Source organism: Aeromonas veronii bv. veronii (genome assembly GCF_000820225.1).
Taxonomy (GTDB): Bacteria; Pseudomonadota; Gammaproteobacteria; order Enterobacterales; family Aeromonadaceae; genus Aeromonas; species Aeromonas veronii.
Window position 1 is genome coordinate 16,444 of sequence record NZ_CDDK01000013.1, and the last position, 13,060, is coordinate 29,503.

Annotated in this window: 14 protein-coding genes; 10 read left to right on the forward strand and 4 right to left on the reverse strand. The window is 61.2% G+C overall.

Annotated elements, in window-relative coordinates:
- Nucleotides 1-4 precede the first annotated feature (4 nt).
- A complete protein-coding gene (locus BN1139_RS04830) occupies nt 5-1,420 on the forward strand; it encodes an FAD-dependent oxidoreductase (protein ID WP_005350977.1) in 1,416 nt (471 codons plus the stop codon).
- A 79-nt stretch (nt 1,421-1,499) separates the two neighbouring features.
- Here the strand turns inward: BN1139_RS04830 and BN1139_RS04835 are convergent, their stop codons facing one another.
- Nucleotides 1,500-2,078 carry an O-methyltransferase gene (locus BN1139_RS04835; protein WP_005350976.1) on the reverse strand — a complete coding sequence of 193 codons (579 nt, stop codon included), beginning with the start codon at nt 2,076-2,078 and terminating at the stop codon, nt 1,500-1,502.
- Between the two features lie 287 nt (nt 2,079-2,365).
- On the opposite strand from BN1139_RS04835, the gene BN1139_RS04840 reads away from it, so the two are divergent.
- Together BN1139_RS04840 and BN1139_RS04845 are read left to right on the forward strand one after the other, a co-directional pair.
- Nucleotides 2,366-3,661 carry a DEAD/DEAH box helicase gene (locus BN1139_RS04840; RefSeq protein WP_005337380.1) on the forward strand — a complete coding sequence of 432 codons (1,296 nt, stop codon included), beginning with the start codon at nt 2,366-2,368 and terminating at the stop codon, nt 3,659-3,661.
- Nucleotides 3,662-3,759: 98 nt separating this feature from the next.
- Complete coding sequence (locus tag BN1139_RS04845) at nt 3,760-4,410, forward strand: DUF2913 family protein (RefSeq protein WP_005350975.1); 651 nt, start codon at nt 3,760-3,762, stop codon at nt 4,408-4,410.
- A 94-nt stretch (nt 4,411-4,504) separates the two neighbouring features.
- Here BN1139_RS04845 and BN1139_RS04850 read toward each other — a convergent pair whose 3' ends face one another.
- The 3 genes from BN1139_RS04850 to BN1139_RS04860 form a co-directional block, all read right to left on the reverse strand.
- Nucleotides 4,505-4,744 carry a FeoC-like transcriptional regulator gene (locus BN1139_RS04850; RefSeq protein WP_005350974.1) on the reverse strand — a complete coding sequence of 80 codons (240 nt, stop codon included), beginning with the start codon at nt 4,742-4,744 and terminating at the stop codon, nt 4,505-4,507.
- Complete coding sequence (gene feoB, locus BN1139_RS04855; RefSeq protein ID WP_005350973.1) at nt 4,741-7,014, reverse strand: Fe(2+) transporter permease subunit FeoB; 2,274 nt, start codon at nt 7,012-7,014, stop codon at nt 4,741-4,743. The genes BN1139_RS04850 and feoB overlap by 4 nt, the downstream gene beginning before the upstream one ends.
- A gap of 128 nt (nt 7,015-7,142) precedes the next feature.
- Nucleotides 7,143-7,370 (reverse strand): FeoA family protein, encoded by a 228-nt coding sequence (locus BN1139_RS04860; RefSeq protein ID WP_005337384.1) that lies wholly within the window; start codon nt 7,368-7,370, stop codon nt 7,143-7,145.
- Between the two features lie 119 nt (nt 7,371-7,489).
- Here BN1139_RS04860 and BN1139_RS04865 point away from each other — a divergent pair, with 119 nt between their 5' ends.
- The 7 genes from BN1139_RS04865 (at nt 7,490) to BN1139_RS04895 (ending at nt 12,946) form a co-directional block, all read left to right on the forward strand.
- The gene (locus BN1139_RS04865) at nt 7,490-7,819 is read left to right on the forward strand and encodes a translation initiation factor (protein ID WP_005350971.1); all 330 of its coding nucleotides are present in this window, start codon (nt 7,490-7,492) and stop codon (nt 7,817-7,819) included.
- Nucleotides 7,820-8,078: 259 nt separating this feature from the next.
- Nucleotides 8,079-8,636, forward strand: a complete 558-nt coding sequence (locus BN1139_RS04870; RefSeq protein WP_005346773.1) for a TMEM165/GDT1 family protein — start codon at nt 8,079-8,081, stop codon at nt 8,634-8,636.
- Nucleotides 8,637-8,800: 164 nt separating this feature from the next.
- A complete protein-coding gene (locus tag BN1139_RS04875) occupies nt 8,801-9,739 on the forward strand; it encodes a DUF2157 domain-containing protein (protein WP_005350967.1) in 939 nt (312 codons plus the stop codon).
- Nucleotides 9,732-10,736, forward strand: coding sequence for a DUF4401 domain-containing protein (locus BN1139_RS04880; RefSeq protein WP_005350954.1), 1,005 nt, complete (start codon nt 9,732-9,734; stop codon nt 10,734-10,736). Before BN1139_RS04875 ends, BN1139_RS04880 begins: the two co-directional genes overlap by 8 nt.
- Nucleotides 10,733-11,251, forward strand: coding sequence for a GDYXXLXY domain-containing protein (locus tag BN1139_RS04885; RefSeq protein ID WP_005350951.1), 519 nt, complete (start codon nt 10,733-10,735; stop codon nt 11,249-11,251). Before BN1139_RS04880 ends, BN1139_RS04885 begins: the two co-directional genes overlap by 4 nt.
- Before the next feature lie 71 nt (nt 11,252-11,322).
- Entirely contained in the window at nt 11,323-12,069 is a 747-nt protein-coding gene (locus tag BN1139_RS04890; protein WP_005350949.1) for a substrate-binding periplasmic protein, read from the forward strand.
- 130 nt (nt 12,070-12,199) lie between these two features.
- Nucleotides 12,200-12,946, forward strand: coding sequence for a substrate-binding periplasmic protein (locus tag BN1139_RS04895; protein ID WP_005350946.1), 747 nt, complete (start codon nt 12,200-12,202; stop codon nt 12,944-12,946).
- Nucleotides 12,947-13,060 lie beyond the last annotated feature (114 nt).

The window sequence follows — 13,060 nt, forward strand, 5'->3', positions numbered from 1 at the left end:
CCCTATGAGCCAGAACGTATTTCAGTTTATCGATGTCCAGCGGGTCGACCCGCCCAAGAAGCCGCTCAAGATCCGCAAAATCCAGTTTGTGGAGATCTACGAGTCCTTCAATCAGCCGCAGGTACAGATGCAGGCGGATCGCTGCCTCGAGTGCGGCAACCCCTACTGCGAGTGGAAATGTCCGGTCCACAACTACATCCCCAACTGGCTGAAGCTGGCCAAAGAGGGGCGCATTCTGGAGGCGGTGGAGCTCTCCCACCAGACCAACAGCCTGCCGGAAGTGTGCGGTCGGGTCTGCCCGCAGGATCGCCTCTGTGAGGGCTCCTGCACCCTCAACGATCGCTTCGGCGCGGTGACCATTGGCAACATCGAAAAATACATCACCGACAAGGCGTTTGAGATGGGCTGGAAGCCCGATCTCTCGAACGTGGTCAAGACCGGCAAGCGGGTCGCCGTCATCGGTGCCGGCCCTGCGGGTCTTGCCTGTGCCGACGTGCTGGCACGCAATGGCGTCACCCCGGTGGTGTTTGACAAGTATCCGGAGATCGGCGGCCTGCTCACCTTCGGCATCCCCTCCTTCAAGCTGGAAAAAGAGGTGATGCAGCGTCGCCGCGAGATCTTCCAGGGGATGGGTGTGGAGTTTCGTCTCGAGACCGAAGTGGGCAAGGACATCACCTTCGCCGACCTGCTCGGCGAGTTCGATGCGGTCTTCCTCGGGGTCGGCACCTACAAGTACATGAAGGGCGGCTTTGCCAACGAAGAGGCGCCGGGCGTCTATGACGCCCTGCCCTACCTCATCGCCAACGCCAACCGGCTGCTGGGCTTTGAGAAGGCACAAGCCGACTATATCGACTTCGCCGGCAAGCAGGTGGTAGTGCTGGGCGGTGGCGATACCGCCATGGACTGCGTGCGTACCGCCATCCGTCAGGGGGCTGACAAGGTGATCTGCGCCTATCGCCGCGACGAGGAGAACATGCCGGGCTCCAAGCGGGAGGTGAAAAACGCCCGCGAAGAGGGGGTTGAATTCATGTTCAACCTGCAGCCGGTGGCGGTCGAGCTGGATGCCAACGGTCGCACCGTCGGCATCAAGGTGGTGAGCACCGAGCTGGGTGAACCCGATGCCAATGGTCGCCGCAATCCGGTGGTCATCGAGGGTTCAGAGCAGGTGCTGGCTGCCGATGCGGTAGTGATGGCGTTTGGCTTCCAACCCAACCCCCAGCCCTGGATGGCGGAGTTCGGCATCGAGCTCGACAACCGGGATCGCATCAAGGCCAGCGAGCAGGCGGAGTATGCCTTCCAGACCAGTAATCCCAAGGTGTTCGCCGGTGGCGATGCGGTACGCGGCTCCGATCTGGTGGTGACCGCCATCTACGAAGGACGCAAAGCGGCCGAAGGGATCATGGACTATCTGGCTGTCTGATCCGACCGACCAAGGCCCGGATGCGCTTTTACTATCAGCCCCGCCCATGCGGGGCTGATTTTTTGTAGCTACCCACCCCCTACAAACGCACCACCAGCCACTCCCCCTTGCCGACCGGCACCAGCGAGGTGGCAAAAGCCGGATCCTGCCCGACCTCGTTCATCCACTCCACCATCTCGCTGCGATGGGAGATGGCGTTATCAACCACCAGCAGGCCACGGGGTGCCAGCAGGCGGCGGATCTGCGGCCACCATGCCCGGTAGTGCTGACGATCCGAATCGAGGAAGATGAGCTGATAGCCGGCTTGCGGCAAGGTCGGTAACAGCTCACTCGCATCCCCTGCCAGCAAGGTTACCCAAGGGGCCAGCCCTGCCCTCTGAAAGTTGTCATGGGCCAGCACGCGCTTATCCTCATCCAGCTCAATGGTGGTCACGTGCCCCTCCAACCGACGCACCGCTTCTGCCAGCCAGAGTGTGGAGTAACCATTGGAGGTGCCAATCTCCAGCACCGCCTGCGCCCCACGGGTCTGCACCAGCACTGACAGCAACTCCCCCGTGTCGCGGGTGATATTGAGCAGCTTGCGGTGTCGAGCCTGCTGCATGCTGTCATTGCGCTCGCCAAGCTGCTCCAGCTGGCGTTTTAACTGTTCCAGTTCCATCAATATCCCTTTCGTCCTTGCCCAAAACCGTTAGCCCACACCTCCAAGCTTGGCATTTGGGAGTCAAATGATTGCTTTCAACCGCCATTCACACCACAAAGGATGAGAAAAGGACAACCATTTGAGGCAGAATTTGTGACGTCTATCTGTTACACTTCGCGCCCGCCATTTTCCGGCTCACTCTCTGACTTGATGTCAGGCGCAGCCGTCGGTGGTTACAACCTCCGTCTCGCTCATGCCGAGCTAACCAAGCCAAACACAGCCCAGCTGGAACACAGGAACCCATTATGAGATTTGAATCGTTCGATTTTGCCCCCGAGATTTTGCGTGCTGTCTCAGATTGCGGTTATCAGGAGATGACCCCTGTGCAGCAACAGGCGATCCCGGCCATTCGCCGTGGCCGCGATGTGCTGGCCAGCGCCCAGACCGGTACCGGCAAGACCGCCGCCTTCGCCCTGCCCATCTTGCAGCGTCTGGTAGACAATCCGGCGCCGGTCCAGCCTTCCAACGCCCGAGTGCTGATCCTGACCCCGACCCGCGAGCTGGCGGCTCAGGTGGCGAGCAACATCAATGACTTCGCCAAGTATCTCGATATCACCACCATCACCATCGTCGGCGGTGGCAAGCAGGACGTGCAGGCCAAGAAGCTCAAAGCGGGCGCTCACATCATTGTGGCCACCCCGGGCCGTCTGCTGGAGCACCTCACCGCCTGCAACCTCAGCCTCTCCGGCGTCGAGTGTCTGGTGATGGATGAAGCGGATCGCATCCTCGACATGGGCTTCAGTGCCGATGTGCAGAAGATCCTGCAAGCGGTCAACAAGACCCGTCAAAACCTGCTCTTCTCCGCCACCTTCTCCGACGCGGTGAAGAAGCTGGCCAACCTGATGCTGGACAGACCGCAGATCGTCAGCGTCAACAAGCAGAACTCCACCGCCGACACCGTCAGCCACACCGTCTATCCGGTCGAGCAGAAGCGCAAGCGCGAGCTGCTCTCAGAGCTGATTGGCAAGCAGAACTGGCAGCAGGTGCTGGTGTTCGCCAGTACCCGCGAGAGCTGTGATGTGCTGGTCGAGGAGCTGAACCTCGACGGCATCAAGTCCGCCGTGGTCCATGGCGAGAAGGCTCAGGGCAACCGTCGCCGCGCCCTGCGCGAATTCATGGAAGGCAAGGTACGGGTACTGGTCGCCACCGAAGTGGCCGCCCGTGGTCTGGACATTCCGGACCTGGAATACGTGGTCAACTATGATCTGCCGTTCCTGGCGGAAGATTACGTGCACCGCATCGGTCGTACTGGTCGTGCCGGCAAGCGCGGCATGGCCATCTCCTTCGTCAGCCGTGAAGAGGAGCGCACCCTGCTGGAGATCGAGGCCCTGATCGGCCAGAAGATCCGTCGCATCATGGTACCGGGCTATGAGGTGAGCAGCCGTGACGAGCTGATCAAACAGCTGCAAGAGCGTCGTCGCTTTGGCAAGCGCCCGCAGCGTGAAGATAACGCCGTGGCCCAGGTGATGGCCGAAGCCAAGCTGCAGGGTCAGCGCCTCAAGCGTCTGGCCGCCGCCAAGAAGCCCCGTCAGCCGAAATAAGGCGGGCAGTTGCTCTATTGAACCGCAAAGGCGCCACTGGCGCCTTTGCCATCTCTGTCATCGGTGTTGACCCCTGGTGGTCAACTCAAGGATTGCTTATGACCTCTCCGACCTACAATCAGGCCCTGCTCGAGATGGCCACCCAGAGCCTGGCCGAACTGGCCCGCACCGCCGAGCAAAAAGCGGGCAAGCGCACTCCGGCCCAAGAGAGCCACTTTCTCTGCACCTGGATGGCCGACTCCCTCAAGGAGAAGCGCTTCTCCCGTCTGGTGATGGAAGATTTGAAAGCTTGGGTGCAGCTTGGCCGCACCCTGGGTGCGGGCGCCGATCTCAAGGGATTGCTGGAGCGCATCGCCTTCCAATACCAGTGCGCCATGACCAATCCGCAGCAACTGGGAGCCAAGCTGGCGGCGCTGCTGGAGGAGCTGGCAACGGCAGGCTGGCTGGTGCTGACCGAGAGCGAAGTGAACGCCAGGCTGCGCCTGCAATCTGGCGGTCAGGCGAGTCTGGTGGTAAGCCATAGCGAATATGAAGGCCATATCGAGGACGGTGAGCTTGTCAAACCCCTCACCCTCTATGTGCGCGGTGACGAGAAGGTGCTGGCCGAGGCGGCCTTCAAGCACGGCCTGCTGCTGAGCCAGGGCAACAAGAAGACCACCCTGGTCAAACATCACAAGGCCTACCGGCTGATGCCGGACAACGCCCAACCGGCGCTGGCACTGCTGAGCGAGGCTCGCCAAGGCGCCTGATCCCGCCTGTTTTCAACAATAAAAACGGCAGACCCTTGAGCAGGATCTGCCGTTTTTTATTGTTCGATGTTTGGTGATGAGGTCTGGTAGTCGTTTAGCGGATCTTGATGCCAATCTGGCCCGCGTCACACCACTCGAACATCACCTCCTCGCTCTTGCCGCAGCAACTGCCACCACAGACCCGGCTTTCACGCTTGATGACCCGCCCCTTGCGCATCCAGACGCCAAGCATGGCCTCCACCGCATCTTCCGAGGTGTGGAAGTGGCGAGCCAGATCACGCCGGCTCACCTTCTGCTGCGCGGCGAGGTAATCCCCCAGCTCGCGCAGGATCATAAGGTCACCACCTTGCGGGCGACGATGTCACCGTGACGGCGACCGGCCCACCAGAGCAGTACCAGAGAGAGGCCGTAGCTGGCGATCCAGAACAAGCTCTGTTCCGGGTGAGCGGCGAAGGTGGCCACCTGATAGAAGAGGGTGGCGCACATAAAGGCCATGTAGTTGCACCATACCGCCGTCATCAGCGCCCACTGACGACCGGTTTCCCGCACCAGCGCGCCCATGGCTGCGGCGCAAGGCATGTAGAGCAGCACGAACAAGAGATAGGCAAAGGCACCGGCCGCCCCGTCGAAGTGGGTCTGCATATTGCCGTAGGTGGAGACATCCACCTCCTGCGCCTCGGCGGCAGCTTTCTGGTCGTCGAGGTTGCCAACATCAAGCCCCATGGGGTCGCTCGGGTTGATCTCCGCCAGATTGGCCGCCACGGCATCGATCGCCTCGTGGAAGCTGGCCACCAGCGAGAACTCGCTCTCCTCCTCTTCATCTGCGCCACCACCGGCGTAGAGGCTGTTGAGGGTCCCGACCACCGCCTCTTTGGCGAAGATACCGGTGACGATACCGACCGTGGCCTGCCAGTTGTCATCGCGTACACCTATGGGGTGCAGCACCGGGGTCACCGCCTGGCTGATCTTGCTCAGGACCGAGCTCTCCTGCTCCTGATGGCCAAAGCTGCCATCGGTACCCAGGGAATTGAGCACGCTCAGCACGGCTACCACCAGTACGATGGTTTTACCGGCGCCAAAGACGAAGGATTTAAGCTTCTGCCAGGTCTTGATGGCAACGTTGACCGGACGCGGCCACTCGTAATCCGGCATCTCCATCAGCATGGAGTCGCTCTTGCCCGGCAGCAGGGTGCTACGCAGCAACAGGCCGGTGAGCACCGCCACCAGAATGCCGATGAGGTAGAGACCGAACACCAGGTTCTGGCCAGACTCGGGGAAGAAAGCCACCGCAAACAGGGCGTAAACCGGCAGACGGGCACCGCACGACATGAAGGGGGCCATGGCGGAGGTCATCAGCCGCTCCCGCTCGGAGTTGAGGGTACGGGTCGCCATCACCGAGGGGACGGTACAACCAAAGCCCATCAGCATCGGCACGAACGCCTTGCCCGGCAGGCCGAGGCGGCGCATCAGGGCATCCACCACGAAGGCGGCGCGGGCCAGATAGCCGGAGCTCTCCAGCACCGCGAGGAACAGATAGAGGCAGCCAATCACCGGAATAAAGGTGGCCACGGTCTGCAAGCCGACCCCGAAGCCATCAGCCAGAATGGCGCCCAGCCATTCTGGGGCATTGACCAGCCCCAGCAGGTGGTGCACCCCATCGACAAACAGGGCGCCGCCCATGATGTCGAAGAAGTCGATAAAGGCGCTGCCAACGTTGATGGCAAACAGGAACATCAGGTACATGACAAACAGGAAGAAGGGGATGCCAATCCAGCGATTGAGCAGCACCCGATCCAGCCACTCGCTCTGGGCCTCGGTGAGCTTGCCCTTCTGCTGACGAGCCTGTTGTACCCACTGGTGGATATGGCCGTAGCGAATATCCGCCAGTTGCAGGTCGATATCCTGTCCCTGATGGGCGCGAGCCACTACATTGGCTGCGGCCGCCTGCTGACCGGGCAGCAGGGTCTCCTGCATCACCGCATCCTCTTCCAGCAGGCGCAGGGCGCGGCCACGGGTAGTGAGGTGATGCGGGGCGAGCAGGGTTTCCAGCTCCGCCAAATCGGTTTCAAGCGCGTGGCCGTAATCGAGCTGCAAGGCGGCTTGCGGCTGACCGATAAACTGCCGGATCTGCTGCTTGAAGGCGGCAACCTGCTTGCTGTTGTGGGCAGAGAGGGCCACCACCGGGCAACCGAGGGATTTGCCTAGCTTGCTCTCGTCGATGACGATGCGGCGCTTTTGCAGGATATCCAGCTTGTTGAGCACCACCACCATCGGCAGGCCCAGTTCGCGCAGTTGCAGCGTGAGGTAGAGGGAGCGCTCCAGATTGGCGGCGTCGATGACGTTGAGCAGCAGGTCGGGTTGTTGGCCCTGGGCAAAGCGGCTGGCGATCTGCTCGTCCAGACTGCCATCCTGACTGGCCAGGCTATAGATGCCGGGCAGATCCATCAGCTTGAAGTGATGCTCACCCGCGCTGAACTCACCCATCTTCTTGTCGACGGTGACACCACTCCAGTTGCCTACCTGCTGGCGGGCGCCGGTCAGGGCGTTGAACAGGGAGGTCTTGCCGCTATTGGGGTTACCTACCGTTACCAGGGAATAATTCATACCAGCTCTACCTCTTTTTTCTTCTGAACCCGCCGCGTGCGTGTGGCAAGCCGCTTTGCAGGTTCGACTTCTTGTCTCTGAACCGCTCCCGGTGACTTTCTTGACCGGAGCGGCAGCCGAGCAGCGGGTTATACCGGCTCGACTTCTATTTGCTGGGCCAGACTCTTTTGCATGGAGAGACAGATCCCCTGGCACTGGATCTGGAGCGGGTCCCCCAGGGGAGCGGAGCGCAGATAGATGACTTCAGTCTGGGGCAACAGGCCCATCACCATCAGTTTGCGGCGCAGCGGCCGGGCGAGCTGATTCATATTCTTGATGCGAGCACTCTGTCCCGGTGACAACTGCGTGAGTACCATGACTGACTCCTGAAGTTAAACAATAATAATTCGCTTTTACTTGGGGCATTATAAGCTGTGTCTTCAACTTTTATTTGAGTAAAATCAAACTCCGCTTAGCTAACCCATAAAGTATTGCCATGAGTCACGACAACAACAGCCGCCTCGTTTACAGCACAGATGGTGGCATGATCAAGGAGCAGAGCGCTCCCCAATCCGCCTCCCCCTTCCCCACCGACGGCACCGTGCGCATTCGCCGCGAGACCAAGGGGCGCAAGGGTGCCGGGGTGATCACCATTCATGGCGTACCCGCCGAACAGCAAAAATCCCTGGCCACCCTGCTCAAGAAAAAGTGCGGCACCGGAGGCGGAATCAAGGAGGGAGTGATCGAGATCCAGGGGGATAAACGGGACCTGATCAAAACCGAGCTGGAGAAAGCCGGTTTCAGCGTCAAGCTGGTGGGTGGCTGATCCCCTTGTCACTCATGCGGTTTTTCCCTAGAATGCCCGCTCCCATCGAGGGGGAGTAGTCTCGCACGCCGGTGCCATCCATTGCATGAATGCCGGTTTGCGACCCTGATCAACATACTTGGTGCCAAATCACCATGGTCAGGGTGATCCATGCCAGCCATGGATTTGACAAGACCTTTGACGGGTCAGTGCCAATACCGGGGACGGATGGCGCAGGCTTGTCTTTGGTTTATAACAATTCCGTCCCCCGGTCATTTTTATGGAAGCCTTGTTAACCTCAACCCTCAGCGTCGCTATTGCCGAAATCGGCGATAAAACCCAGCTGTTGGCGTTGCTGCTCATCTGCCGTTTTCGCAAGCCCTGGCCCATCATCGCCGGCATGCTGGCGGCTACCCTGCTCAACCATGCGGGCGCTGCCTGGATTGGCGAGTTCATCAGCCGCTGGCTCGATCCCAAGATAATGACCTGGCTGGTCGCCATCGCCTTTATCGCCATGGCTATCTGGATTTTGGTGCCGGACAAGATGGATGACGAGGAGAGCCCGCTCGATAAATACGGCCCCTTTATGGCCACCTTCGTGCTCTTCTTTATTGCCGAGATTGGCGACAAGACCCAGATTGCCACCGTGCTACTGGCCGCCAAGTATGACTCGCTGGTGCAGGTCATTACCGGGACCACCCTCGGCATGATGCTGGCCAACGTGCCTGTGGTGCTGATCGGCAAGCTGGGGGCAGACAAGCTGCCGCTCAAGGGGATCCGCATCGCCTGCGCCATCCTCTTCGTCGGCCTCGGGGTGAGCACCCTGATCTTTGCCTGATCGCCTTTTCCGCTGCTCAAGCCCTCCCCCTCAGAGGGCTTTTTTGTTTGCTGCTTTGTCTAGTGCGTAACCCGCTGTCGCAACCACCTGCCCTACAGCCAAGGGGCAGTGCACGGTTGCGGGGACCTCATGCCATAATGGGGCAAACCTCGTGGAGTCCCCCCATGCACAACATATCAAGAGAGACGCTTCTCGAATGGGTCAAACAGGGACGGCTGGCGCCAGAGAAGCTGGCGGACGCCCTGACCCTCGCCGATCTTCCCCCCCATCCAGCGCGCTGGCAGTGGCTGTTTGACCGGCTGCTGCTCTGGCTCGGCGCCCTCTGTATCGGGGCTGGCCTTATTTTCTTCGTCGCCTTCAACTGGCAAGAGCTGGGCCGGGTCTCCCGCCTCGCCCTGCTGGAGGCGCCGCTGCTCGCTATGCTGCTTCTGCTGTGGCGCAAACCGCTGGGGGATACCCCCCGTCAGGCGCTGCTGCTCGCTATCGCCCTCAATATCGGCGCCCTGCTGGCGCTGGTGGGTCAGACCTACCAGACCGGCGCCGATCCCTGGCAGCTGTTCGCCACCTGGGCGCTGATGCTGGTGCCGCTGGCGGCATTTGGCCAAAGCCCCCTGCTCTGGACCTTAAGCTGGCTGCTCGGCCAGCTGGCGCTGGTGCTCTACTGGCGGCTCGGTTTGTTCACCTTCTTCTTTACCTTCGATGAAGAGGGATTGGGCTGGTGCCTTACCCTGCTCAACGCCGCCCTCTGGGGTCTGCTTCTGCTGGCGCCAAACCGCTGGCGCCTGATGCCAGGCTGGCTGGCGGGCCTGGCTGCCGGTCTGGGGGCCACCCTGCTCACCCTGCTAGCGCTGTTTGATGCCGCCTCTGCGCTGGTGTGGCCGCTCTGGCTTGGCTGGCTCGCCGCGGCCTATGCCCTTTGGCATCACAGATTTATCGCCGGACTCGCCATGGGGTGCCTCAGCCTGATTGCCGTCATCCTCGCGGCGCTGGGCAAGTGGATGGAGCCCGACATCAACGGCTTCTTGCTGCTGAGCCTGATTGCCATCGGCCTTTCGGTCACCGCCGCCCGCTGGCTGCAACAACAACGGAGGTCTCATGAGTGATCTGACCCTTTGGCAAGCACTGCAACAGGCCAATCTGGTGGAAGGGGATCAGCCCCGTGATACCCAGCCCCACTGGTCGAGCCGCTTTCTGCTCGGGCTGGTGGGCTGGATTGCCGCCCTGTTCCTGCTCTTTTTCCTGTTTCTCACCTTCGAGCAGCTGACCCGCGAGGCCAACAGCGCCTTGCTGCTGGGGGCCGTGTTGCTGGCGGGTGCCTACGCCCTTAATCGCAGCCAGCGCGGCGATCTCTGGGATCAATTCGTGCTGGCCCTTACCCTGGCGGCCGATGCCTGGCTGCTCTATGGCCTGCTCGATCAGCTTGATCTTCATCACACCCTGCTCTGGTTTGGGTTGTGCCTGCTCTCCCTTGCCATCGCCGTGCTGTTCGATCACTGGCTGGTGCGGCTGTTTCACAGCGTGGCGGCGGCCCTGCTGCTCACTCTTGGCCTCGCCTGCCTCGGGCTGCAACTGCTGGCCCTGCCGCTGGTGATGGCGGCCATCACCTTCTGCTGGCTACGGGCAGATAGGGATCCAGAGCGCCACCAGCTCTATCACTCCATCACGTTGGGGCTGGCCCTCTCCCTGCTGGTGCTGGGCCGTCTGCACCACCCGCTGTGGGATGGCGGCAGCAGCGTGCTGGACGAACTGGGGCTGTCCCGCCTGCCGCTCTGGCTCAATCCCCTGCTCTGCGCTGCTCTGCTGCTGGCGGTGATGGTGAAACTCAAGCTCCCCCTGCTGTTTGGCCTGCCGCTGGTGCTGATCAGTGCCATCATCCCCGGCATGGGGGCAGGCGCACTGGTGCTGATCCTCGGCTTTTATGCTGGCAGTCTGGGGCTGATGACCCTCTCGGCCCTGCTGCTGCTCGGCTATGGCTCGCTCTATTACTACGATCTGGGGCTCACCCTGATGACCAAATCCTGGCTGCTGCTGGGCTCCGGCATCCTGCTACTGGGTGCCCGCCAGCGGCTCATCACCTTCGCGGCAAGGAGCGACTCATGAAACCCGTCACCCGACAACTCGCCCTGTTGCTGAGCGGCCTCGCCATCCTGGCAGGCATCAATGCCACCGTCTGGCGCTATGAGCACGCCATGAGCAGCGGCGAAGTGGTGCTGCTGCGGCTCGCTCCGGTCGATCCCCGCTCCCTGATGCAGGGGGATTATATGCGGCTCAACTACGAAATTGCCCGCGAGCTGACCAGCCGCGACGCCCAAACTACTCAAAACAAGGGCAGCGACACCCTGGTGATCCGCCTCGATGCCCATCAGGTGGCCAGTCTGGTGGCCGATGGCAAACCGGATCGGCTCGCCAGCGATGAGCGGCTATTGCAGGTGCACCAGAGCGAGCGGCAGTGGCAGATCGGCCCCGATGCCTACTTCTTTGAAGAGGGCACGGCGGAGCAGTACGAAGCGGCCCGCTACGGCGAATTCAGGCTGCAAGCCGATGGCAAGACCCTGCTGGTGGGGCTGCGGGATGAAGCCTACCAGCCCATCGGGCAGACCCGCGCCCGCTGGTAACGGCAGTGAATGGCTATTTACTCTGTTCATGGTCACACTCAAGGGAAGGTTGATCGCTAAGGATGTTCCCAATGAGGATATGGCTGATCTGTCATCTGTTGCTGCTCTGCTGGGCCTCGACGGCCCGGGCTGATCTGGGCAAGCTCGAGTACCTCACCGAAGAGTACCCCCCCTACAACTACAGCGATCCGCAAGGCCAGCCCACCGGCCTTGCGGTCGATCTGCTGCAGATGATCTGGCAACACAGCGGTGTGACGCCCCAGCCGGTGCGCATCCTGCCCTGGGCGCGAGGTTATTACTTGCTAACCCAGAAGCCCAACGTGGTGCTCTTCTCCACCGCCCGCACCCAGGCGCGGGAGGATCTCTTCAAGTGGGTCTGCCCCATCGGCTACTCGGAGTACATACTGCTGGGCCGCAAAGCGCAGAACATCACCCTGACCGCCTTCGATCAGATGAGCCAGTACAAGATCAGCGCGGTGCGCTCGGACGCCGCCGATCAGTTGCTGCTCAACAACGGCATGGATGACAACAACATCATCCCGGCCAACCGCCTGTCGCAGGGGTTGAAGATGCTGCTCTCCGGCCGCGCCGACCTGCTCGCCACCAGCAAGCTGGCGGGATATGACGCCATCCGCGAACTGAAGCTGAGCAGCGACGACTTCAACGTGGCCATGGTGCTGAGCGCCGAGCAGCTCTGCTACGCCTTCAGCCGTCAGGTGCCCGACAGCGAGATCACCCTCTTTCAGCAGGGCCTGACCCGCGCCCTCGCCTCGGAAGAGTTTCGCAAATTGCAGGCCAAATACCTGCCGGTGCGCTGAGCACTCACTCACCCGACGGGCAGCAGTTCGCTGCCCATTTTATTGATGAAAGATGCAATAGAGGTAGCTAGCTATTCCCGCCACAAGCAGTCAAACTGGGCTACATAGTTGATTGCGAAGGATCTTTCCCGTGCGGACATGGCACCTACCTCATCTGCTACTGCTCTTGTGGGCCACCTTCGCGCAGGCCGATCCGGGCAAACTCGAGTATCTGAGCGAAATCTCTCCCCCGTTTAATTTCAGCGACCAGCAAGGGATGCCGACCAGATTGTCGGTGGAGCTGATGCAACTTATCTGGAAAGCGCGCGGCGTATCGCCCCAGCCCATCCGCATTATGCCCTGGGCCCGAGGCTACAACCTGCTGCAACAAAAACCCAATGTGGTGCTGTTTGCCACCGCCCGCACCCCGCAGCGGGAAGCGCTCTTCAAGTGGGCCTGCCCCATCGATCACTCGGAGTTTGTGCTGCTGGGGCGCAAGGCGGACAACATCACCCTCGGCTCGGAGGCCGAGATCAGCCGCTACAAGGTCGGCGTGGTGCGCTCTACCGTCTCCAAACAGCTGCTGCTCGAACGCGGTATCGATGAGCGCCAGCTGATGCTGGCCAACCGCCTCACCCAGGCGGCCAAAATGCTCACCTCAGGTCGTGCCGATCTGTTTGCGACCAACAAGCTGGCGGGCTATCAAACCCTGCAGCAACAGGGCTTCAAGCCGGATGACTTTCATGTCGCCTTCGTGCTGGATGCCAGACCGCTCTGCTACGCCTTCAGCCGTCAGGTGCCCGACAGCGAGGTCGCCCTCTTTCAGCAGGCGCTGACCCATGTCGTCGCCTCGGCGGATTTCTCGGCCCTGCAAGCCAAATACCTGCCGCTGCGCTAACGCCCCGATCGCCGCCGACATTGGGCGCGGGATGGGACTGTGCACCCGCGCTTTTTTGCCAAACATGCTCCATCGCCTTGGCGAAATCGGCCAGCTTGGTCACACTTGAGCAGA

Excerpts from the sequence above, each read along its gene's own strand:
- BN1139_RS04865 (WP_005350971.1), top strand. The coding sequence starts at position 7,490 with ATGAGTCACGACAACAACAGCCGCCTCGTTTACAGCACAGATGGTGGC.
- BN1139_RS04830 (WP_005350977.1), top strand. The coding sequence starts at position 5 with ATGAGCCAGAACGTATTTCAGTTTATCGATGTCCAGCGGGTCGACCCG.
- BN1139_RS04890 (WP_005350949.1), top strand. The coding sequence starts at position 11,323 with ATGAGGATATGGCTGATCTGTCATCTGTTGCTGCTCTGCTGGGCCTCG.
- feoB (WP_005350973.1), bottom strand. The coding sequence starts at position 7,014 with ATGAATTATTCCCTGGTAACGGTAGGTAACCCCAATAGCGGCAAGACC.
- BN1139_RS04880 (WP_005350954.1), top strand. The coding sequence starts at position 9,732 with ATGAGTGATCTGACCCTTTGGCAAGCACTGCAACAGGCCAATCTGGTG.
- BN1139_RS04835 (WP_005350976.1), bottom strand. The coding sequence starts at position 2,078 with ATGGAACTGGAACAGTTAAAACGCCAGCTGGAGCAGCTTGGCGAGCGC.
- BN1139_RS04845 (WP_005350975.1), top strand. The coding sequence starts at position 3,760 with ATGACCTCTCCGACCTACAATCAGGCCCTGCTCGAGATGGCCACCCAG.
- BN1139_RS04885 (WP_005350951.1), top strand. The coding sequence starts at position 10,733 with ATGAAACCCGTCACCCGACAACTCGCCCTGTTGCTGAGCGGCCTCGCC.
- BN1139_RS04860 (WP_005337384.1), bottom strand. The coding sequence starts at position 7,370 with ATGGTACTCACGCAGTTGTCACCGGGACAGAGTGCTCGCATCAAGAAT.
- BN1139_RS04840 (WP_005337380.1), top strand. The coding sequence starts at position 2,366 with ATGAGATTTGAATCGTTCGATTTTGCCCCCGAGATTTTGCGTGCTGTC.
- BN1139_RS04850 (WP_005350974.1), bottom strand. The coding sequence starts at position 4,744 with ATGATCCTGCGCGAGCTGGGGGATTACCTCGCCGCGCAGCAGAAGGTG.
- BN1139_RS04875 (WP_005350967.1), top strand. The coding sequence starts at position 8,801 with ATGCACAACATATCAAGAGAGACGCTTCTCGAATGGGTCAAACAGGGA.
- BN1139_RS04870 (WP_005346773.1), top strand. The coding sequence starts at position 8,079 with ATGGAAGCCTTGTTAACCTCAACCCTCAGCGTCGCTATTGCCGAAATC.